Source organism: Myxacorys chilensis, assembly GCF_059505265.1.
Genome location: NZ_JCACKG010000194.1, coordinates 24,432 through 45,851 on the forward strand (window position 1 = coordinate 24,432; position 21,420 = coordinate 45,851).

Annotated in this window: 15 protein-coding genes; 5 read left to right on the forward strand and 10 right to left on the reverse strand. The window is 48.6% G+C overall.

What is annotated here, in order from left to right:
- Positions 1-13: 13 nt before the first annotated feature.
- Both AC5JLB_RS17630 and AC5JLB_RS17635 read right to left on the reverse strand, forming a co-directional pair.
- Positions 14-742 (reverse strand): Bax inhibitor-1/YccA family protein, encoded by a 729-nt coding sequence (locus AC5JLB_RS17630; RefSeq protein WP_495875131.1) that lies wholly within the window; start codon positions 740-742, stop codon positions 14-16.
- A 144-nt stretch (positions 743-886) separates the two neighbouring features.
- The gene (locus AC5JLB_RS17635) at positions 887-2,944 is read right to left on the reverse strand and encodes an ABC1 kinase family protein (RefSeq protein WP_495875132.1); all 2,058 of its coding nucleotides are present in this window, start codon (positions 2,942-2,944) and stop codon (positions 887-889) included.
- 438 nt (positions 2,945-3,382) lie between these two features.
- Between AC5JLB_RS17635 and recN the strand changes: the two genes are divergently transcribed.
- Positions 3,383-5,281 (forward strand): DNA repair protein RecN, encoded by a 1,899-nt coding sequence (gene recN, locus AC5JLB_RS17640; RefSeq protein ID WP_495875133.1) that lies wholly within the window; start codon positions 3,383-3,385, stop codon positions 5,279-5,281.
- Between the two features lie 199 nt (positions 5,282-5,480).
- Here the strand turns inward: recN and AC5JLB_RS17645 are convergent, their stop codons facing one another.
- The 3 genes from AC5JLB_RS17645 to AC5JLB_RS17655 all read right to left on the reverse strand — a co-directional run bounded on the left by AC5JLB_RS17645 (position 5,481) and on the right by AC5JLB_RS17655 (position 7,100).
- Positions 5,481-6,344: an alpha/beta fold hydrolase gene (locus AC5JLB_RS17645; protein WP_495875134.1), complete on the reverse strand. Its 864-nt coding sequence runs from the start codon at positions 6,342-6,344 to the stop codon at positions 5,481-5,483.
- Positions 6,345-6,520: 176 nt separating this feature from the next.
- Positions 6,521-6,778, reverse strand: a complete 258-nt coding sequence (locus AC5JLB_RS17650; RefSeq protein WP_495875135.1) for a hypothetical protein — start codon at positions 6,776-6,778, stop codon at positions 6,521-6,523.
- Entirely contained in the window at positions 6,741-7,100 is a 360-nt protein-coding gene (locus tag AC5JLB_RS17655; RefSeq protein ID WP_495875136.1) for a DUF6972 family protein, read from the reverse strand. Before AC5JLB_RS17655 ends, AC5JLB_RS17650 begins: the two co-directional genes overlap by 38 nt.
- Positions 7,101-7,386: 286 nt before the next feature.
- Here AC5JLB_RS17655 and AC5JLB_RS17660 point away from each other — a divergent pair, with 286 nt between their 5' ends.
- A complete protein-coding gene (locus AC5JLB_RS17660; protein WP_495875137.1) occupies positions 7,387-10,044 on the forward strand; it encodes a GAF domain-containing protein in 2,658 nt (885 codons plus the stop codon).
- A 153-nt stretch (positions 10,045-10,197) separates the two neighbouring features.
- On the opposite strand, the gene AC5JLB_RS17665 is transcribed toward AC5JLB_RS17660, so the two are convergent.
- From AC5JLB_RS17665 to AC5JLB_RS17680, 4 genes are all read right to left on the reverse strand, one after another.
- Positions 10,198-10,695, reverse strand: a complete 498-nt coding sequence (locus tag AC5JLB_RS17665) for an HmpF-related protein (RefSeq protein ID WP_495875138.1) — start codon at positions 10,693-10,695, stop codon at positions 10,198-10,200.
- Between the two features lie 464 nt (positions 10,696-11,159).
- Positions 11,160-14,348, reverse strand: a complete 3,189-nt coding sequence (locus AC5JLB_RS17670; protein ID WP_495875139.1) for a valine--tRNA ligase — start codon at positions 14,346-14,348, stop codon at positions 11,160-11,162.
- A 209-nt stretch (positions 14,349-14,557) separates the two neighbouring features.
- Positions 14,558-15,022 (reverse strand): hypothetical protein, encoded by a 465-nt coding sequence (locus tag AC5JLB_RS17675; protein ID WP_495875140.1) that lies wholly within the window; start codon positions 15,020-15,022, stop codon positions 14,558-14,560.
- A gap of 119 nt (positions 15,023-15,141) precedes the next feature.
- Positions 15,142-16,146, reverse strand: a complete 1,005-nt coding sequence (locus tag AC5JLB_RS17680; RefSeq protein WP_495875141.1) for a phosphoribulokinase — start codon at positions 16,144-16,146, stop codon at positions 15,142-15,144.
- Positions 16,147-16,827: 681 nt separating this feature from the next.
- Here AC5JLB_RS17680 and cpcD/petH point away from each other — a divergent pair.
- From cpcD/petH to AC5JLB_RS17695, 3 genes are all read left to right on the forward strand, one after another.
- The gene (gene cpcD/petH, locus AC5JLB_RS17685; RefSeq protein WP_495875142.1) at positions 16,828-18,069 is read left to right on the forward strand and encodes a bifunctional rod-capping linker CpcD/ferredoxin--NADP reductase PetH; all 1,242 of its coding nucleotides are present in this window, start codon (positions 16,828-16,830) and stop codon (positions 18,067-18,069) included.
- A 216-nt stretch (positions 18,070-18,285) separates the two neighbouring features.
- Positions 18,286-19,722, forward strand: coding sequence for a phosphoglucomutase/phosphomannomutase family protein (locus tag AC5JLB_RS17690; protein WP_495875143.1), 1,437 nt, complete (start codon positions 18,286-18,288; stop codon positions 19,720-19,722).
- A gap of 110 nt (positions 19,723-19,832) precedes the next feature.
- The gene (locus AC5JLB_RS17695) at positions 19,833-20,072 is read left to right on the forward strand and encodes a LapA family protein (RefSeq protein WP_495875144.1); all 240 of its coding nucleotides are present in this window, start codon (positions 19,833-19,835) and stop codon (positions 20,070-20,072) included.
- Between the two features lie 8 nt (positions 20,073-20,080).
- Here the strand turns inward: AC5JLB_RS17695 and AC5JLB_RS17700 are convergent, their stop codons facing one another.
- The gene (locus tag AC5JLB_RS17700; RefSeq protein ID WP_495875145.1) at positions 20,081-21,097 is read right to left on the reverse strand and encodes a hypothetical protein; all 1,017 of its coding nucleotides are present in this window, start codon (positions 21,095-21,097) and stop codon (positions 20,081-20,083) included.
- Positions 21,098-21,420 lie beyond the last annotated feature (323 nt).

A 21,420-nucleotide genomic window follows, 5' to 3' on the forward strand; every position in this document is an offset into this window, starting at 1 on the left:
CTGACCAACCGAATTAATCGCGACCGTTAATCGCAATCAGCAACCGCAGGATAAACACGAACAGATTGATGTACGTTAAATACATCGACAACGCTGCCGGAAGATATTGTTCATCACGATAGGTGCGCGGCAAAATAAAGAAATCGACCACCGCCGCGCCAACAAATAGCAAAACCCCGATCGCAGAGATGGCAACCTCTAAAAAGGAGGGCGCGTAGACGCCAAACAGCGACAACAGAAACTGACCCAATATCACCACAAATAGAGCGATGATGCCGAGTTGTATGGTTCTGGTCAAAGCAAAGCCATCTGCTTCGGAAAGATTAGAGCCGATTGGACGAGCCGCGATGAAGGTAATGCCACACCCTAACGCCGCAAACCCAACTCCAGCTATGCCAACCCCTTCGGTTCGCAACGCAAGAGAAACTAATCCACTCAAGGTATAACCCGACAGCAAACTGTAGGTTGCCAGTAGAGGAAGAGCAACACTGTTGTTCCCTTTCTGAGCAACACTCGACGCGACGAAGAATAGAATTAGTTCGACGATCACTGCCCCAATAAATGTGGGGAAGAAAATCTGGGGATTGTTTTCGATGACTTTCAATCCGCCATAAGCCCCGGCTGCGGTGAGAATTAGCCCACCCCCCAACCAAGGAAGGGCATTAGCGATCACATTAGGACCAACGATCGCTTGTCCTTTAGCACTCCGAAATGCTTCACGAAAGTTACTGCTATTACTCATGTGCTTTCAACAAAAAGTAGTTCCAATCTCTATTTTCCTTCGCTTTTCAAAAATCGGCCAGAAAACTAGCAATTCTCAGCGTGAAGCCTAACTTTTGAATCGTTGAATTCAAAAGTTAGGCTAATCACAAGAATTATGAGCTTCTTATTTAGACGCAGCCAACAGCCCAGTAGAGCGGGGTTCGTAAACAATCGGTGCAGGTGGTTTTGCCTGATCCGTCACTAGCACCTCTCGAAGCAGCCGAGCCGTCAACCGCTGAGCCAGCCCGCCAACAATCTGTTTGCCAACTTCTTGAGTTTCCGGTTTCGCCAAAATTCGAGGAATTAAAGCGAGCACTTTGTTTTGATCAAAGCCTGGTGTTTCTTGCAAAATCTTCCAAATGCGTTTGACCTGCTCTAGAGTTTGCTGATTTTCGGGGGAAATCGCAGGACGCTCAACCGCCAAACCAACTCGCTCTCGCAAGCCGTAGTTAAGATTGCGCCACGCCGATTGTCCTAGCGCATCTAGGCTTTTGATTACTTCGTTGACCAGATTAACGCGAATAAACTCACCGCGATCGGAGAACAAAAAGTCTGTTGCTTGATCGATGACTTGATCGAGATCATAATCTGCGTTGCTTCGAGCGTTTCGCAACAAGTTTTCAAGTCGATTCCAACGGAAGCTTCCATCCTTAAACAACAAGTCCTTTAACGATTCTCGAAGTTGAGGAGCCGGATCGGTGAGCAACCGTTTCGCTACATAAGGGTACGCCTTGCTCAAAACTTTAAAGTCGGGATCAACATGAATCGCGATTCCTTCTAGCGTAACGAGCGATCGTATGATCAGCGCATAGTAAGCAGGCACTTGGAACGGATACTCATACATCAGAGCCGACAGTTTATCGGTAATGCTTTTGATGTTGATCTCGGCAACGCTTGCACCCAACGCTTCGTTAAACACTTCTGCAAACGCGGGAATAATCGGCGTGAGATCGGTATCAGGCGAGAGGAATTCTAAATTGACGTAATCGCGTCCTAATCCGTCAAAATCGCGGTTCACTAAATGCACGATCGCTTCAATCAATCCATAGCGCTGATAAGGCTTCACCTCGCTCATCATGCCAAAATCTAAGTAAGCCAACTTGCCATCTGGCATCGCGAGTAAGTTGCCCGGATGCGGATCGGCGTGAAAGAACCCGTGTTCTAACAACTGACGCAGCGAACATTGCACTCCCACCTCAATTAGATGAGTCGCATCAATGCCCTGCTCTTCAATGGCGTCTAGCTGAGTTAGCTTTGTGCCGTTGATCCATTCCATCGTCAGAACCCGACGACCCGTGTAGCGCCAGTAAATCCGAGGCACATAGATATCAGGAAGATGCCCGTAGAGTTCGGCAAACCGCTCTGCGTTGTGTCCTTCCTGGGTGTAGTCCATCTCTTCAAAGATGCGAGCTGCGAGTTCATCTGCGATCGCAACTAAGTTACTCCGCACCCGCTTAATGTTCGTCATTGCCCAAGCTGCAATCCGCCGCAAGATATACATGTCCAGCGCAATATTCTGAGCCAAGCCCGGACGTTGCACCTTCACCGCAACTTGTTCTCCCGTTTTCAGCCTCCCTTTGTAAACCTGACCGAGCGAGGCAGCCGCGATCGGATCAGCGCTCAATTCTGCATAGATATTTTGGGGGCGATCGCCTAACTCTTCTTCAATGAACTGAAACGCAATTTCGTTTGGAAACGGCGGTAGCTGATCTTGAAGCTTCGTAAGTTCTTCGAGATAGGCAGGCGGAACTAAGTCAGGGCGGGTAGATAAAGCCTGTCCAATTTTAATAAAGGCAGGTCCTAAAGTTGTCAGCATGACGCGCAGATGAACCGCTTGACGCGCTTCTTTTCTAAAACTGATGCCCGTAATCCGATCCCACCATAGCCGCGCCGCAAACCAGAGAAACGGCAGAAAAATACCAAGTGAACGTCTCCACGCCTGCCACTGACGGGTTCTGTAGTACGCTGCAATCAGCGCTGGATCGTAAACTCCCGCCAAATCTTCCTTTTTAGGCACAAGCGACAGTTCTGACGTAATCATGCCGTCTTTATCGGTGCGAATAAAGAACTGCGGCTCTGCAACTATAGGATCACGATCGGGGTAACCCGTTACAGAGGAGTGATCTTCTTGCAAATCAACCGATGCAATAGGGGAGGCAGGCTTAGAATTGGTAACGTTCATAGGGGAACCGGAGACGGCATGTAAACTATTGTAACAACAAGCCCCGAAGCTTCTACTAATTCCTAGTGAATCATTTTTTGCCTGAACTTGAGGTGTAGCACTATCGCCAGATTACCGAACGATTCGAGCAGAGGAATCCCAACGAAGAGAGAATTGAGGAACAAAGCAAGAGAACATGAGAGCCGACCTTAACTTTCGACCTTAACTTTGAGACACAAACTTTGAAACACACTTGACGATTAAAAAGAACATACTTACTATCAGTAAGACGAAAAAGTGGTTGTGATAAATTCAGCGATCGTTACCATTGATATAGACTCTGTAATTTGACTTTTCCTTTCCCTCAAAAATCGACCCGTCAAACCAGTCGCTAGCGAAGTAGGATCGATGAATCTAAGATTGATAAATCAGCGTCTTCGCCAACTTGTATAAACGCCCATGTTGCTGTCCTTACGGATCGAAAATTTTGCTCTAATTGACCATCTAGAACTAGATTTTGGGTCAGGACTTCACGTTCTTACGGGAGAGACAGGCGCGGGTAAATCCATTATTTTGGATGCGATCGATGCGGCGTTGGGGGGCAAAATTTCCGGTCGGTCGATTCGTACCGGAGAAGAACGAGCGCTGATCGAAGCGACATTTCAGGCAAATTTGGCGCTGAAAGAGTGGTTTGCCGCCGAAGAAATTGAATTAATTGATGACGCAACCGCTGTCTGTACGCGCGAGATTGTGGCCAACCAAAGCGGGCAACGCAATCGATCGCGGATCAATGGCGTCTTAGTCAACAAGCAGCAGATGGAGGCTCTGCGCGATCGCTTGGTCGAAATTACCGCTCAAGGTCAAACCGTTCAGCTTGGGCAGCCCAGCTTACAGCGCGACTGGCTCGACAGCTTTGGAGGATCTGCTCTTTTAAGGCAGCGCGAAGTCGTAAGCAAAGCCTTCTCAACCTATCAGCAAGCGTCTCAAGCGCTCGAAAAACGTCGCCAGTCGGAACAGCAACGTCTGCAACAGCTCGATCTATTTCAGTATCAATTGCAGGATCTTAACGGCGCAAACTTGACCGAACCCGATGAGCTTGAGCAGTTAGAGCAAGAACGCAAACGCCTCGGTCACAGCGTCGAGTTGCAGCAGCAAAGCTTTCAGGTCTATCAAGCGATCTATGAGAACGAAAATGAAGGCGGCGAAGCCTGCGCTGATCTGCTTGGTAAAGCTGAAAACTTGTTAACGGATATGGTGCGGTTTGACGACCAAGTGCAGCCGATTTTAGACATGGTGCTGTCTGCCCTAGCGCAAATCGAAGAAGCCGGACAGCAAATTAACGCTTACGGCGATAGTTTAGAAACCGATCCGCAACGGCTTCAGGAAGTAGAAGAACGAATTGTTGAACTGAAACAAATTTGCCGTAAATACGGGCCTACATTGGCAGATGCGATCGCGCTGCAACACTCCTTGCAAACGGAACTTGAAGAACTGACCGGAGCCGGACAATCGCTCGAAGAATTAGAACAGACGGCTAAGGAACGTCAGAAAGCCCTGACGCAAGCCTGCGATAAACTTACAGGTCTTCGGCAAGCCACAGCGAATGATCTTGAATCTCGTCTCGTTGCCGAACTAAAACCGTTGGCGATGGAAAAAGTGCAGTTCAAGGTCGGTATTAGTGCGATCACACCGACAGCGGCGGGGAGCGATCGCATCACCTATCTCTTCAGCCCCAATCCTGGAGAACCCTTGCAGCCCCTCACCGAAATTGCCTCAGGCGGAGAAATGAGCCGATTTTTGCTAGCACTGCAAGCCTGTTTTTCGCAAGTTGATTCGGCAGAAACTCTGGTGTTTGACGAGATTGACGTGGGCGTGTCGGGGCGAGTGGCACAAGCGATCGCAGAAAAACTGTATCAGTTGGGTCGTCATCATCAGGTGTTGTGCGTCACTCACCAGCCAATCGTCGCTGCAATGGCAGATCATCACTTCCATGTCGATAAACAAGTGATCGATTCGGTCAACGGCAAAAACGGGAAAGCCACAAATGGGAATGGTGCTAAACCTGCTAAAGACGCTGATTTGCGGACGGTGGTGCGAGTCAATCCTCTAGATAGTGACCAGCGACGGCAGGAACTTGCTCAACTCGCAAGTGGACAAGTCGGCTCTAGCGAAAATGCCACAACAGAAGCGGCTGCCTATGCCTTTGCAGAATCGCTACTCGCGCAAGCCGCTACTCTGCGCCAAACTGACTCTACGAATGTCAACAGCACTAACGGTAACAGCTCGAAGGTGAAGACGACTAAGACAAATGAAGCCAAACCAAAAGCACGAAAAGCGAAATCTGCAAAGCAAGCTTAGTCAAGGCGTGATGAAGACGATCGCTATTCATAGGGCGATCTCATCTAAAACTTAACTTCGGCTTTCGGGTCTGATGAGTAACGTTGCGCGTAACCCGCCGTGACTGAACTCTCGAACTCAACTAATAATCTTTAAACGGACGGGTTCACGGGCGTTGTTAGCCTGCTTACTGGGTCAACACAAACCTGGATGGGGTCTTTCATTCACCCACAAGCACTTTGGCGATCGCTTCAATCTGATTGACCACCACCGAAATGTGTCCTTCGTTTGGGAAGATCATCAGTTTAGTTTGAGGTAGACTCACAGCGACTCGCCTTACCAGGTCGAGCGGTACGTTCCTATCTTCTTCACCATAGAACAGCGTTAATGGCATTTGGATTTCATCCAAACTAAAATCCCACTTCCTCAAATAAAGCTGAATATCCCAAGCCGCTCCTCGCGTACCTGAACGCAGTCCTTCGATCGCTGCTTGACGATAAACTTCCATTCGACCCGGTGATTCCAATACTGCATAGTCAGATAGTGGAAGTTGCGGTTTGAACGAAGCAAGCAACCTTTCTGGAGAACTGTTGAGCGATCGCCGCATAACTTTCAGCGACCCTCGATGTAATAAAGGAAATTGTTTGAGGAGTATCCAACTCCAACGATTGAACTGCGGCAAATTGTTGATGGTATCCATTTGCCATGCCCCTGATGCAATCACCACTGTGTGTAATCGTTCGGGAATCTTTGCAGCACAAACAGCAGCATAGCCACCTCCTGCCGAAATGCCCAAAACTGAAAATTTATCCAATCCCAACCCATCAGCAAGCACCTCAACATCCTTCACCCAGTCAGAAAATCCGCGTTTAGGTTGAAAGTCAGACTGCCCAATTCCCGGACGATCTGGTGCAATGACCCGTAACCCCAATCGACTAAAAACTTCATCACCCAACAACAATGGCTCTAATCGAGAAGCTCCACCACCATGAAAGTAAAGAAATGGATGACCATTGGGGTTGCCATATTCTGCATAGGCTAACCGCCGATTGTCAGGTAGAGTCAGCAAATTTGTTGTCTTCATAGCGACTTTTTCCAACGGAGCGCTAAGTCTAGCATTTTATTGTTTTGGAGTTTGCGTCTTTCACAAACAACTTCGCAAGCTAACGACCCTGTTCACCCGCCGCTAGTAACCTCTCGAACTCAATGAAAAAACTCTGTACGGTCGGTGTGCAACGGGATTGTTATACGGTGTTTCTGCTAGAAAACTTCTTCAGCTAAGAGTTGACCCTTCACCCGTTCATATTCATCTTCAAGAAGCCATTCTTGGGCAGCTTCATAGTTGGAGTGGGTGACTACGAGTTTGTAATCAGAGGCAGGATTAAAAATACGACAAGTGCCATCTTGATCACCCACCAGCATGAGAATCTTAGGTGGAAAAAGCACTGAATCAACCCAAAGTTCTAAGAATTTCCAGGTTTTAGCTTGTTCTGCGAGGACTGGTGCGGGGGATTGCATGATACTCACCTGTTGCTTTCACAATTTTGACCTCACCGTAATAAAGCGGAGTTTGGCTCCCATCTGCTCTAATTATGTAGCCGATTGGCTCGGAAAAGTAGAGTCCATAACGTTCGTAATCATCGTCTTCATCCTCGATTCCGGTTCGCTCTCCGCCTGCAATGATAGCCTCTGTAACTCGTTTTAGGGTTTCGCGATCGTTGAATACATGCGCTCTACCCTCTCTTCGGAGCAGTCGCTGGACTTGAGAGGTGTTAGGCAAATGACGATCAATCAGGCTGGGTCGAGGGTCAAGAGTAATATCTCGGTCAATGCCGCTCATGGATTAGGCGATTGCATACATCTTAGAACCGCTCATTGTAATCTGCTACATTAATCGAGATTACTTGCCACATGTGATACGAGGAAAAGAAAGTCTATTTATGACTTCAGCCCAACCCAGCCCAGCTTAAATCCTCTCGGCTGACTGACTCACCCTCATGGGTAACTCGAAAAGATCGCCCTGTCGTCATTCAACATAATCTTGCACTCAAGAGATTTCTACGCGTTTCGGCGCAAAGCATCTCGGTTCGGGGAACCCTGAACGCAGGACGTAGCCAAAATCCTGTATGAACCCCGCATCTTCGCATCTGCCCGATTCGACAGTCATCAGCCCAATCCTTGAGAACTTGGCGGAGCCGTTTCCTTCGGAGTTGCGCTTCGCACCAACCGCATCTGCCATTGAAACGGTGGAACTGAATGAAAAAGACACCATTGAGGTTCAGTCTTCAGCGTTGGCGAAAGCGAATAGTGGTTTAGCAACGTCCAAAGGCAAGTTCGCGTCTTTTCTTGCACCCTTGACGCAAGATAAATTTAAAGAAGTCGTTCATGACGTTGAATACAAGCTTCAGATCGTCAATCAGACCCTCTCAATGCTAGACATGCAAGGGTTTGAAACGATTTTAGAAGAGATGCTTAACTCGATTACGGCAAAGACGGGGGAACTGCTCAACGCCGATCGCACCACCATTTATCTGCTTGACGAAGAAAAGCACGAACTCTACACGACGATCGCATCGGGCAACGGGGGACGGGCAATCGAAATTCGGTTTCCTGCCGATCAGGGCATTGCAGGCGAAGTCGCCACCTTCAAACGCCCAGTCAATATTCCTTACGATTTTTTTGACGATCCGCGATCGGCACAAGCCAAGATTCAATACAAGAAGACAGGTTATCGCACCTATACGATGCTGACCTTGCCGTTGCTCACCGATGACGGCGCGTTGGTTGCGGTAGTGCAGCTAATTAACAAACTCAAACCAAGCTGTAATGGCGTTCTTCCTCTCGACCAGCGCATTCACCTATCTGGTTTTACCCCCTATGACGAACAGCTTTTTACAGAATTTGCGCCCTCGATTCGGCTGATTCTAGAGTCGTCCCGGTCGTTCTACATCGCGACGCAAAAACAACGCGCCGCTAATGCTCTGATCAAAGCCACTCAATCGTTGAGCCAAAGCAGTTTAGATTTGGATGACACGCTCAAACGAGTGATGGACGAGGCGAAGCAGTTGATGAACGCCGATCGCAGTACCTTGTGGTTAATTGATCGCGATCGCAACGAGATCTGGACACGCATTGCTATTTCTGCCGATACCTACAAAGAATTGCGCCTGCCGATTGGCGTTGGGTTCGCTGGACAAGTCGCGGCAACGGGAGAAGTGATCAACATTGCGTTTGACCTCTACGATCACGACGGCGCAGAAACCGCGAAGCAAACCGACAAAGCCAACGGTTATCGGACCTGTAGTTTATTGTGTATGCCCGTTTGCAATGCTGACGGTGAGCTAATCGGCGTGACGCAATTGGTCAACAAAACCAAACAAGGCGAATTTCCGGCTTACGATCCGCAGGGTTGGCCTCAAGCGCCTGAGCAGTGGAAATCAAGCTTCAATCGCAGCGACCAAGACTTTATGGAGACCTTCAACATTCAGGCCGGGGTCGCCCTTCAGAATGCTCGACTGTTTGAAACGGTGAAGCAGCAAGAACAAATGCAGCGAGATATTTTGCGATCGCTCTCCAATGGGGTCATCTCCACCGACAAAGAAGGCACCATCATTGCCGCAAACGAAAGCGCTAAGAAGTTACTCGGTTTGAAAGGTGATGACGTGATTGAAGGTCGCTCCGTTGCTGATCTGATCACCATCGAGAAAGGCAACTTCTCGTCCTGGTGCCGAATGGCATTAGAGGCGCGAAATCAGCAGCAGTACTATCCCGACCGGATCTTGCAACCTGTGCGAGGTGAAGAGCAGCACAGCATTAATTTGTCGATTAATACGATCGCGGATGCCAACGACAGCCAAAAAGTTTCTGGAGCGTTGGTTGTGATGGATGACATCAGCGACGAAAAGCGGCTCAAAAGTACGATGTATCGCTACATGACTCAAGAGTTAGCCGAACAGTTGCTAGAGAATCCCGACGCTGCCAAAATGGGCGGCGATCGCAAAGAAGTAACGGTTCTGTTCTCTGACATTCGCAGCTACACCACGCTGACCGAAACGCTGAAAGCGGAAGAAGTGGTGGAAATGCTGAATCAGTATTTTGAGTCGATGGTTGAAGCTGTGTTTATGCACAAAGGCATCCTCGATAAGTACATTGGAGATGCGATCATGGCGGTTTTTGGCTCTCCCTTACCGCTCGACGATCACGAATGGATGGCCGTTAAAACGGCGGTTGAAATGCGCCGCCGCCTTGCCATTTTTAACACCCAACGCGCCGCCCGAAATCAGCAAACGATTAACATTGGCATTGGCATTAACTCGGATACCGTAATTAGCGGCAACATTGGCTGTAGCAAACGCATGGAGTTTACGGCAATTGGAGATGGGGTCAATCTTGGTGCGCGACTCGAAGGCGCAAGCAAGATCTACGGAACTGATATTGTGATTAGCGAAAGTACCTATCGTCCCTGTGCTGATCGGATTTGGGCGCGAGAACTCGACTTCATTAAAGTCAAAGGTAAAAACAAACCCGTTGCAGTGTATGAATTAGTTGGATTGAAGACAGACGCGATCGCAGACCAAACGAAACAGGTGATCGAGCATTACCACAAAGCGCGAGAGCATTATTTGAAGCGCAAGTTTGCCGTTGCCGTTGCCGAGTTTGCAGCCGTTCTAGAAATCGACTGCCATGACAAAGCTGCGGCCCTTCACATGGATCGCTGTCAATACTGGCTCCAACATCCTCCAACCGAGGATTGGGATGGCTCATGGACACTGACAGAAAAATAGACAGAATCCTTAGCCAATGATCAAAGAGTAACTGTAGTAGGTCAGTCTAAGAGTAAGGAGTAGGTCAATCTAAGTATCTACCGAGTTCTACACTCGCTATACTCACTATTTAAATCCGTTGCCAATATCTCCAAATTATCTCGACCTAACAACCTAAATTGGGCGGCCCTCACTATCTTGCATTCGCTGATCAAGTTCTTGACTTTGCAATTTTGCTTGATCCGTCAGCAATTCTAGCTCCTTCTTCTGACGCTTCAAGTCTTCTTCGAGGTCTTGAATTTGCTCCCGGCGAGCCTCAAGCTCTAGAGTACGCCGCTCCAGTTCTTGACTCTGAAGGGTCAGCGACTGCCGCCACTGTTCTGCACGCTCGGTTTCTTGTTGTAAAAATGCAGGCGTAATTCCATAGCTGAGGTACTTTTGAACGAGTTCTAGCACCCAATCAGTCGCTTCCCTAATACTAGCGACCTGATGACTACTCGAAAACTCAACTAGTACTAAAAGATCTTCACTGTAGGCAGCAGCGTCTGTTGAAAGAATAATGTCTTGCTCTGGCTCTAGCGTCCAAACATGCTCAGATTTTTGAGATGCCAGCAAGCGTAGCCCTGCCTTGCCTAAATAGCCTTTCTTCTGAATTTGTGCCAAGTACAGCATTGCTATTTTCTCTACTTATTTCAAAAGAAAAACATGATGAGATTAACTATTCTAAAGTGAGCGTTAAAGCTCTGTCTAAGATTTCTCGAGGCTTATTCGACTCAAGGGTGTTTGATGAAACGAATTCTCAATCAGACAACATATTTTTTCCTACTTTGAAGTAGAAATCGTAAAACACCTTAAGATGTAATTTATATAATTGAAAATACTTGAGATTCATAGTTTTCTCCGAATGTATATTGACAGTTTTATGCAGTTTCAATCTGATGCAACTCAATAGATTATTCGGATGGGCTATTTGGATATTACGGTTAATTACACAGAAGTATAGCTTTTTCGCTCTTTGTCGCTATATTGGTTTTTTTGAACATTTGGAATCCTTACATAGGTAAAGAGACGTTCAAGGAGAACGCCTCTGTGCATTAGATGCGATCCTTCGGAGCTTCGCAGAGCGAATCGCATTGTTACAAGCGCTCAAGCTTAGCTCGCAAAATTTCGGCTTGGGTTTTCGCTTCTGCTAAAGCCTCTCGCGCGGTCTGGACAACATCTTCTGGAGCCTTATCCACAAATTTTGGATTGCTCAATCGTCCCGTGAGCGCCTGAGCTTCGGCTTCTGCTTTCTTCAAGTCTTTCTCAGCTTTAGCCCGCAGCGCAGCAACGTCGATCAAGCCAGCAAGAGGGATAGCGACTTGAATGGTTCCAACGACTCCTACAATGGATTGAGAATCGGACTGAGAATCGGTTTGAGAGCCTGTGGTTTGAGAATCTCCAGTCTGAGATCCAGCTTGAGAGTCTTCCGTTGCTCTAGAACCATCTGGTAAGGTCTTCACCTCTGAAGTATCCGGCTCCCCGATTACTTCTGTTGTAAATTGCTGAATTTGCTGAAGTAGCTGTTGGCGATCGCGGCTTCTCAGCAGACTGTGATAGCTAAACCACCCCGAATATCCGATTCCAATGATTTCCAGCACCGGAGCCAGCAACGGAATTTCATGAACGGTAGTCAAAATCGCAGCCAACACTTTGAGCGTGATGGCGATAAAAACGATCAGACCAACCGACAGAATGGGCTTGTGATGCTTAGCAAAGAAGTTACCAGTGGCATCTAGCGCCGTTGCGAGAACAGATTGAGCATCCTCCGATAAGGTATCCGATAAACCAACTGGAGCCGCACCTTCCGAGGCATGGGCTTCGGTTTGGGTAGAAATGGTAAGTTGCTTGACTTTGGCAAGATCTTGAATGTACGGCTGACCTACCGTGAGAATATACCGTTCGCGATCGCTCTCGGTCTGCAAATTCGCTTCCACTTTCGCGCCGGGTTTGATGTCTGCTTCAGCTCGCAAATTACGAATCGTGCGAATTGTTTCAATAATCAAGTCAAACTGTTGCTCTAAGTCAGTATCGATCAGCATCTCATTGGGAATCGGATAGCGCTGCAAGGCTAACGTTTCTCCCGATGCTTCACTGGTCTGGGTTAAGGTGTGCCAAATCTCTTCAGTGATGTGAGGCATGAAGGGATGCATCAGTTTCAGCGTTCCTTCTAAAACAAAAGCGAGGGTCTGCTGGGCCGTGAGCCGCGATGCCTCATCGTCTCCCTGCAAGCGAGACTTCGCGAGTTCGATGTACCAATCGCAGAAATCGCCCCGGAAGAATTCGTAGAGTAACTTTGCCGCTTCGCCTAAACCGTACTGATCGATTGCGCCTCGAATTTGACGGCTGACTTGGTGAAACCGGGAGAGAATCCAGCGATCGCTTAACTCCAATTTGCTCGTATCCGGTTCGCCCAATTGCTTTGGCGTTTTACCGTCTAAATTCATCAAAACAAATCGAGAGGCATTCCAGATTTTGTTGGTGAAATTTCGCGCGGCTTCAACTGATTCAGACTCATCCGTTTTGCGGTTATAGGCAAGCCGAATATCTTGTCCTGCGCCTGTAACTTCTCGAACCAGCGTATAGCGCAGAGCGTCGGTTCCGTACTTATCAATCAGAATCAAAGGATCGATGCCGTTGTTTGCCGATTTCGACATCTTTTTATTGTTCTCATCGCGCACCAATCCATGAATATAGACATCCTTGAAGGGCATTTGCCCAGTAAAGTGTCCAGCCATCATGGTCATGCGGGCAACCCAGAAAAAGATGATGTCAAACCCAGTTACTAAGGTGGCGGTCGGATAGTAGCACTTAAAATCAGCGGCAGATTCATCCGACCAACCAAGGGTTGAAAAAGGCCATAGTCCAGACGAGAACCACGTGTCTAATACGTCGGGGTCTTGCTCTAATCGAACATCTGCGCCAAATCTTGCGATCGCTTTTTCTCTCGCTTGATCTGCGGTTCGAGCCACGACAAACGGCGTATCGTCCGTGATCTCGCCATTGGTTTCGCTCACCGCATACCACGCAGGAATTTGATGTCCCCACCACAACTGACGAGAAATACACCAATCTTTTAGGCTCACGAGCCAGTCGCGATACACCTTTGTCCAGCGATCGGGAATGAAATCGGGCGAGCCTTGATCGTCAAGAGCAGTCAGCGCACGGCTAGATAGGGGTTCAATTTTGACAAACCACTGAGTTGAAATCAACGGTTCGATAGGAACTTTGCCGCGATCGCTGTAGGGAACCGTATGCTTATAGTCTTCAATCTTGACGAGGAAGCCTTCTTCTTCCAGTTTCTTCACGACGTTCTTTCGCGCTACGAACCGATCTTGCCCCTCAAATTCCCCAGCGTTCTCGTTGAGGGAGCCATCTTTATTCATGATGCTAATGAACGGAAGTTTATGCCGCATCCCCATCTCAAAGTCGTTGAGGTCATGAGCAGGCGTAACCTTAACGCAGCCCGTACCAAAGCTTGGATCAACCGCATCATCGGCAATAATCGGAATTTCGCGTCCCATCAACGGCAGCGTTAGCGTCTGACCCACCAGATGCTTATAGCGATCGTCGTTCGGATTCACTGCCACTGCCGTATCGCCTAGCATCGTCTCAGGGCGAGTCGTCGCAACTTCCACAGAACCAGTCCCGTTGGTCAGAGGATAGCGAAAATGCCACAGATGCCCGTTCACTTCCTGGTTTTCAACTTCTAGGTCAGAAACGGCAGATTGACTCGCAGGACACCAGTTCACCAGATATTTGCCGCGATAAATCAGTCCTTCTTCGTAGAGCTTGTTAAACGCATCAAGAACAGCGATCGACAGCCCTTCATCCATGGTGAAGCGTTCTCGTGACCAATCTACCGACACCCCTAACCGACGGAGTTGATTAACGATCGTGCCTCCCGATTCTGCTTTCCACTGCCAAGCGCGTTCTAAAAATTTTTCTCGTCCCAAGTCATGACGAGTTTTGCCCTCGGCTTTAAGCTGCCTCTCTAAAATGGCTTGGACGGCAATACTGGCGTGGTCGGTTCCAGGTAGCCAAAGAGTATTGTCACCCAGCATTCGATGATAGCGAATCAAAACATCGATCAGCGAGCTCTCAAACGCATGCCCCATGTGCAAACTTCCTGTCACATTGGGTGGCGGAATCACGATGCAGTAGGGGTCACCGGGCTGATTGGGATCTGCCTTAAAAACTTGCTTGTCTTCCCAAAACTTCTGCCACTTCGATTCAGTGGTAGTCGGATCGTATTGGCTAGGCAGCGTAGGGAGTGTTGCAGTCATTGGACAACCGGAGATACTATGGAGTGCTTATTTGTCATGATAAACGCTCTCACGCAAACCACATGCAGAGGCTCACGCTTCAGCGCTGAATCTAGTGATAAAAATGGGTGCTTCCGACCAGAAACACCCATTTTGTCCTCTCACTATAGAAACCAACCTAGAAGAAACCAACACAGAAACCAATATTCTACAGACCAGTACTGTAGAAATTAGTCAAGATAGCCCATCAGCGCAGGAGCATCATCGATCGCGTTGCTATAAATTGGACGCTGTCTCAGCACCATCTCCGCGTGCATCAACCCTGGATTGCTCACCATAATGGGGCGATGTCCAGGCAAATCTACATCGTCGATCAGCTTCACTTCGTCAAAGAAAATTGGGCGATTTCCTATCATCTCCGCAATTCGGAGATGGCTTGATGTGACGGGGCGACCTGCTCCCATCGTTCCAACAATGTCGAGATGGCTAGCACCGATCGGGCGAATGCCGCCGTCTAGAATCGTGCCAACAATCTCTAGATCACTTGGCATGGTCGGACTGCCCGCAAGGACGATCGCGGTCTGCTGATGCTGATCAGACTGATCCTGATCGTGCAGTCGCATCCCGCCTTTTTTGTCCCCGTTTTCACCTGCGTCTTCAGGCGTCACATCGATCGCGTCTTCCTTCGTACTCATGGGTTATACCTCCAATTTAATTAGGTCACCTTAGAACTTACTGTTTTTCTTAATCGAGCATTCAAGATGGCAAAAGGGGACACCTTGCAGCATCCCCAACGGCTTCCCGCTCAGCGCGCTTACACTCGTGCTGCAATCTTCGCTTCAGTCTTGGTCAACCGCTCATAGGTGGCTCTCATTTTCAAGCCCGTCAGGACTTGCCACAAGCCTGTCCCGTTATTAGAACCAGGATATTCGCGGTGTTGCAACAGCAGTTCGGTTAACTCGCCGTTGTGCTTGGCAGAAGTGGCGCTTAAGTGCTGCTCGATGTAGATAACTTCTTCGAGCAGGTCAAACTGACCATCAACTTCCAAGATCGAAACACTGTGACCGTAATATTCGTTCGGTCCGTAGTGCATCTTGATGCCGGGATAGGAGCAGGTCAACTTGCGACCGCAGGGAATCCAATCGATCGTCGAACCTTCGTCAAACAAGTAGGCTGGCTCAAATCCTTGCACGCCATCGCGCTGGATCATCTGCACCCGCAGCACCTTCCGCTCTTTGTCATCTTTGATCAGTTGAGTCGGCATCACGCGAATCACGACATCCGCGTTTCCTTTTTGAGGATCGATGTACGCATCAAAATCGGGTTTCCGAGAGTTGATGGCCGCTAACACATCGTTATAGCTATGACCCCGCTCTGCCATGTCACGCTGAATCTTCCACGCGATCTTCACCTCATCGGTGATGTCGAGATAGACGCTGAAGTCGAGCAGTCCACGCACTCGCTCATCGTAGAGGGGATGCAAGCCTTCAATGACAACGACATGATTGGGTTCGATGACTTCTGGCGGATCAATCTCTCCAGTTTCGTGGTTATAAATCGGCTTTTTGATACTTTCGCCACTCTTGAGAGCTTTGATCTGCTCGTACATTAGATCAAAGTTGTTGGCTCGTGGATCAAGTGCGGTAATGCCCGTTTCTTTGCGCTGTTTCCGATCCAGACTGTGGTAATCGTCGAGGCAGATGACTGTGACGAAATCTTCCCCGAACAAATCTGTGATTCGGCGCAGAAACGTGGACTTACCGCACCCGGAGTCTCCGGCGACGCCAATCAGAACCACGCGGTCTGGCTTACTGGTCATGGGTTTCCTCTTAAAATAAAACGTGATCAACAAACAGTTAGGAAGGTCAGCCAAAATGTGGCTGTCGATAAAAGCCTCATCCAAGTGATGACGACCCAGCGATAGAAGGAACGTCACTTGCTCCACGATTCGCGCACAGCGCAACTCTGCAGGAACTACCTACACCCGCGAAAACCAGCACAGCATATTTTTACTACTTGGAAGAAGAAATGTGTTTCTTCCTATTCGCAGAAAAATGCCTTGCAAGCAGCCAGGGAAGGCTCAAGGCGACGCATTAAGTATTTATACTACCTGCTATGGCTGATTCTACCAAAACACGATCCCGTCCACAAGATTTGTGGCAATGAAAGATTGAGAAAGGAGACATCGAAAGAGAGCAAATTGGATTTGATTGGGCGCGAGCGAATATTCGTTTGAACTTTAGGATTAATTTGAACTTTACAATTAAAGCGATCGCGGTGTCCAGAAGCTCTGTAGAGTAATGACGAGAGCAACTTTTGTAAAGGTGTGCTTTTTAGATTCGGCTTGGTCGTGTCGTAAAATACCGTTTAGGGCAAACTCATCATTCCGCAACTGGTCTTTTCACGGGTTGCCTTTCCACAAAGAACGGTGCATGTTTGTTTGAAAGCACGCCTTGCAGCACAATAATCAAGTTAGGTTAGGTCGGAGAAATTCAGAGCAATGTACAATTCGAGCGCATCGAGTGCTGCTAACTCCCTTTCTGGCAGCCGTATGTTCCGTTATGAGGTGGTGGGTCTGCGCCAAAACGGAGCCACCGATCAGCAGAACTATCCTATTCGGAAAAGTGGCAGCACGTTTATCACGGTTTCTTACGATCGCATGAGCGACGCCATGCAGCGCATCACCCGAATGGGCGGAAAAATTGTCAGCATTCAGCCTTTAGACACTAATGGCTCTTCTGCTGAAAACGTTACCGTTGGACAGACTACATCCTCTGCCAAGCAGGAAACTGTTCAAGAAGGCACATCAACAGGAGAGAAAAGCAAGCCAATGACTCAAGCAAAGGCTAAAGCTGATGTACCCGTTAATATTTATCGACCCAACGCTCCTTTCGTTGGGAAATGTACATCAAACGAAGAATTAGTGGCTGAAGGCGGCATTGGTACAGTCCGTCACATCATGTTCGATATTTCAGCGGGCGATTTGCGCTATCTGGAAGGACAAAGTATCGGAATTATTCCACCCGGAACGGATAAAAACGGCAAGCCAGAAAAGCTCCGGCTGTATTCGATCGCGTCTACTCGCCACGGCGATGAGGTAGACGATAAAACCGTTTCGCTCTGCGTTCGGCAGCTAGAGTACAAGCATCCTGAAACGGGTGAAACTGTATACGGAGTCTGCTCGACCTACCTGTGCAACCTCAAACCAGGCGATGATGTAAAAATCACAGGTCCAACCGGTAAGGAAATGCTGCTGCCTGAAGACACCGATACCAACGTCATCATGATGGCAACGGGAACTGGAATCGCGCCGATGCGAGCTTATCTCTGGCGTCAGTTCAAAGACAAAGAGAAAGCAGCCAATCCTGAGTATCAGTTCAAGGGATTCTCTTGGCTGATCTTCGGTATTCCAACTTCGGCAAATATTCTCTACAGAGTTGAATTAGAGGAAATGCAGGCGAAGTATCCGGATCACTTCCGGCTCACGAATGCAATTAGCCGTGAGCAGAAGAATAAGGATGGCGGCAGAATGTATATTCAAGACCGTGTAGCGGAACATGCGGCAGAACTTTGGCAACTAATGCAAAGTGAGAAAACTCACACTTACATCTGTGGTCTCAAAGGCATGGAAGATGGGATTGATGCGGCACTTTCGGTTGAAGCCGAGAAAGCAGGCGTCGTTTGGAAGGAGTTCCGTAGCGCTATGAAGAAAGCGGGTCGCTGGCACGTTGAAACGTACTAATTGCGATTAGCGAATAGAGTCTAAACCGGGAGAACTGATTCAGGTTCTGCCCGGTTTTTTAGCGTTTGATGAGCGATCGCTCTTCAGCATTTGTAGGGTAGTGATGAAGAGCGATCGCCAAACGGTAATCGGCTCATCTATTTACGCCTTCTTCACTAACTGCTATTTTCCCGAAAGGCTCTTGTACTATGAAGGAAAGTTTATAGGGTCAGAATAATGAGTGCTGGAAGCAACTCAAGAATTAAGTTTGGAACCGACGGTTGGCGCGGCATTATTGCCGATGATTTCACCTTCTCCAACGTTTGCAAAGCCACCCGCGCGATCGCAAGCTATCTCGAAACGGCCTATTCAAAAGACCGTCCGGTACTCGTTTGCTACGACACGCGCTTTCTTGCCGATCAGTTTGCTCACACTGCCGCAGGCGTTTTGGCAGACCTAGGCTGGACGGTAAAAATTGTCGATCGCGACTGTCCGACTCCTGTGATTGCCTACAGTGCTCGTCACCTCAATTCGGCTGGAGCACTGATGTTTACAGCAAGCCACAACCCAGCTCCTTACTGCGGCATCAAATATATTCCTGACTATGCCGGCCCAGCCACCACCGAAATTACCGATACGATCGTTGCCAATTTAGACAGAGCTTCGGATGCCATGCCCAGTGGCAAGAGTGCCGACAAAGTTTCGATCTTTGATCCCAAGCCTGCTTATCTCAACTTTATCTACAGCATTCTAGATGTCGAGCGGATTCGCAACGCCAAACTGAAGGTCAAGTATGACGCGCTCTACTCCACTTCTCGCGGCTATTTGGATACTGTTTTGGAGCATTGTGGCTGCGAAACGGAGAGCTTCCATACCTATCGCGACGTGCTGTTTGGGGGCGGAATGCCTGAACCGAAAGGCGAACAGCTAGAAGGATTAGTTGCAGCCGTGAAGCACGATCAGGCTGATCTCGGCTTAGCCACCGATGGAGATAGCGATCGCTTCGGGATCGTTGACGAGCAAGGCAACTTCCTGACGCCTAACACCGTTCTGCTGCTGCTCGCGCGCCACCTCGTTAAGAACAAAGGCAAGAAAGGCGCGATCGTTCGCACTGTCGCCACGACTCATTTGTTAGATAATTTCACGAGAAAATATAATCTCGACTTGTATGAAACGCCTGTTGGCTTTAAGTACGTCGGTGAGAAAATGCGCGAAACCACTGTTTTGATTGGCGGTGAAGAATCGGGTGGACTGAGTGTGATTGGTCACATTCCTGAGAAAGACGGAGTGTTGGCAAACATGCTAGTTGCTGAAGTGATCGCTTACGAAGGCAAACCGCTCAGCCAGTTAGTGCAAGAAGCGATCGCAGAAGCTGACGGTCCGCTTTTCAACACTCGTCTCGATATGCACCTCACCAACGAACATAAAGAAGCGGTCTTAGAATCGGTGACCAAAAATCCGCCGTCTAACGTTGCAGAGATTCGTGTGGCAGAAGTTGGTCGCAAAGATGGCATCAAACTGTACTTAGAAGAAGGAAGCTGGGTACTGCTGCGCCCCTCGGGAACAGAACCTCTGATCCGGGTGTATGTCGAAACGAACTCCCCTGCCAAACTGAATCAGATCTCTGAGTACATGGAGAGAATGATTCATCAGATTGAACCTGTTGCTGTTTAGGGATGAAGGATGAGGGATGAAGGATGAAAAGTGAAGAAAAAGGGAGAATGAGACTAAACCATTCCGATCAACTTAAAGTTCTTTCATCCCTCATCCCTCATCCCTAACTTATGAGAACTCTCGCAACTCTAATCACAGCTTGCATCATCGGCGGTTGGATTGCCGCGATCGCCATCATCTCGGTGCAAAATGCTGCGCCCGTCTCCTTTCGCTTTCTCACAATCCAAACAATTGAACTTCCGTTTGGATTAGTACTCGCCTTTAGTGCCGCGATCGGCATGATTGGGGCCGCGATCGCCCAGCCCCTGCTCGGCTTTTCTCGTCCTCAGCGCAACGATGACCAGTATTAGCGACGCGGCTACAGCGCGTAGACTTGCCCATCGATCAGCAAGCGCGTAATGCCTTTTGCTTGCAGATGGTTGGCTGCTTTTTGCAACACCCGGCTGTCGGGCACTTTGATCACCCGTTGCGTCCGAATGTTAGAAAACCGTCTCGCGACGCGGTGATTATCAAACACAGGCAGCGTTCTTTCCTGGATCTCCTCCGACGGAATCTGCCCTAATTCAGCAAATTCTTGAAGCGGGCGGGCAACCAATTCGGCTGAGCGATCGACGACTAGGTAACATGTTCTGGGTATCGCGGCCTCGGCAATCGGCAACACCTGGATAAAATCCGTCGCGCTCAGTTGAATTGAGGGAAGCACAGGCGTATCATCGCCATCCTCGTCATCATCATCAAACTCGCCGCTCAGCGCTGAATCAAGATCATCATCATCGTCGTCTTCGTCTTCCTCATCATCCTGAGCTACAACACTGTGCTGAAGCGTCAAATCGGCTCCGATTATCTTTTTAACAGATGGTGCAGGTTTCTCAGGTTCTGTGACGGCATCAGTACTCAGCAAGTCACCCAGTTCCACTTCCTCCCCTACTGAAGACGGCTTCTGCGAGGCTCCCGAAGAACGACGCAGCACTGGAGCAGTGACTTTCTTTGGTTCTGGTTCGGGGATGGGTTCTGGTTCGTAAATAGGTTCTGGTTCGGGGATGGATTCCAGTTCATATAGAGAGGGTTGCAGCTCTACGACAGGTTCTAATTCGACAGGTTCTAATTCAGCCGCCTTTGATTCAGCCGCCTCTGCGACAGGTTCTGTCTCTAGCAAATTGCCCTGAACTGTTGCTCCACTACTAAATCGGGCAGTCCGCTTCTGTTGAATCAGGCTCTCATATTCTTCAGACGACAAACTCGTTTTGAGAATGCGGCTAATCGTGGTGTTGCTGACACCATAGTGTTCCGCCAGCGTCAAGGTTGTGTGACCTGGTTGACGATATAGCTCAACAATGTCCTGTTTGTCCGAATCAGTTAGTCTGCGAGAACTCATGCCTAAGAGCGCCGATGCTTAGAGGGCGATCGCTAAGATTACTGCTCTATTCTATGTCGAATCCTCAATTTGTTAGATGAAAGCATTCTAGAGACAATCATTAGAAACGATATTCTCTCCTCTATGGACAGTATTCAAAATCGAGTACGCCAGTTTTTTCAGAATGACTCATTCAAAATTACGGTTAATCATTCCAAGTTAACTTGGAATGATCGATCACCGTGATCAATGCTCGCTCAAAAGTAAAACCAGGAAGGAGCAAATTTCTTTCCTGGTTTTATCGAACACTGTTTTTATTGAACAAAGACAACTTGAACAAAAAC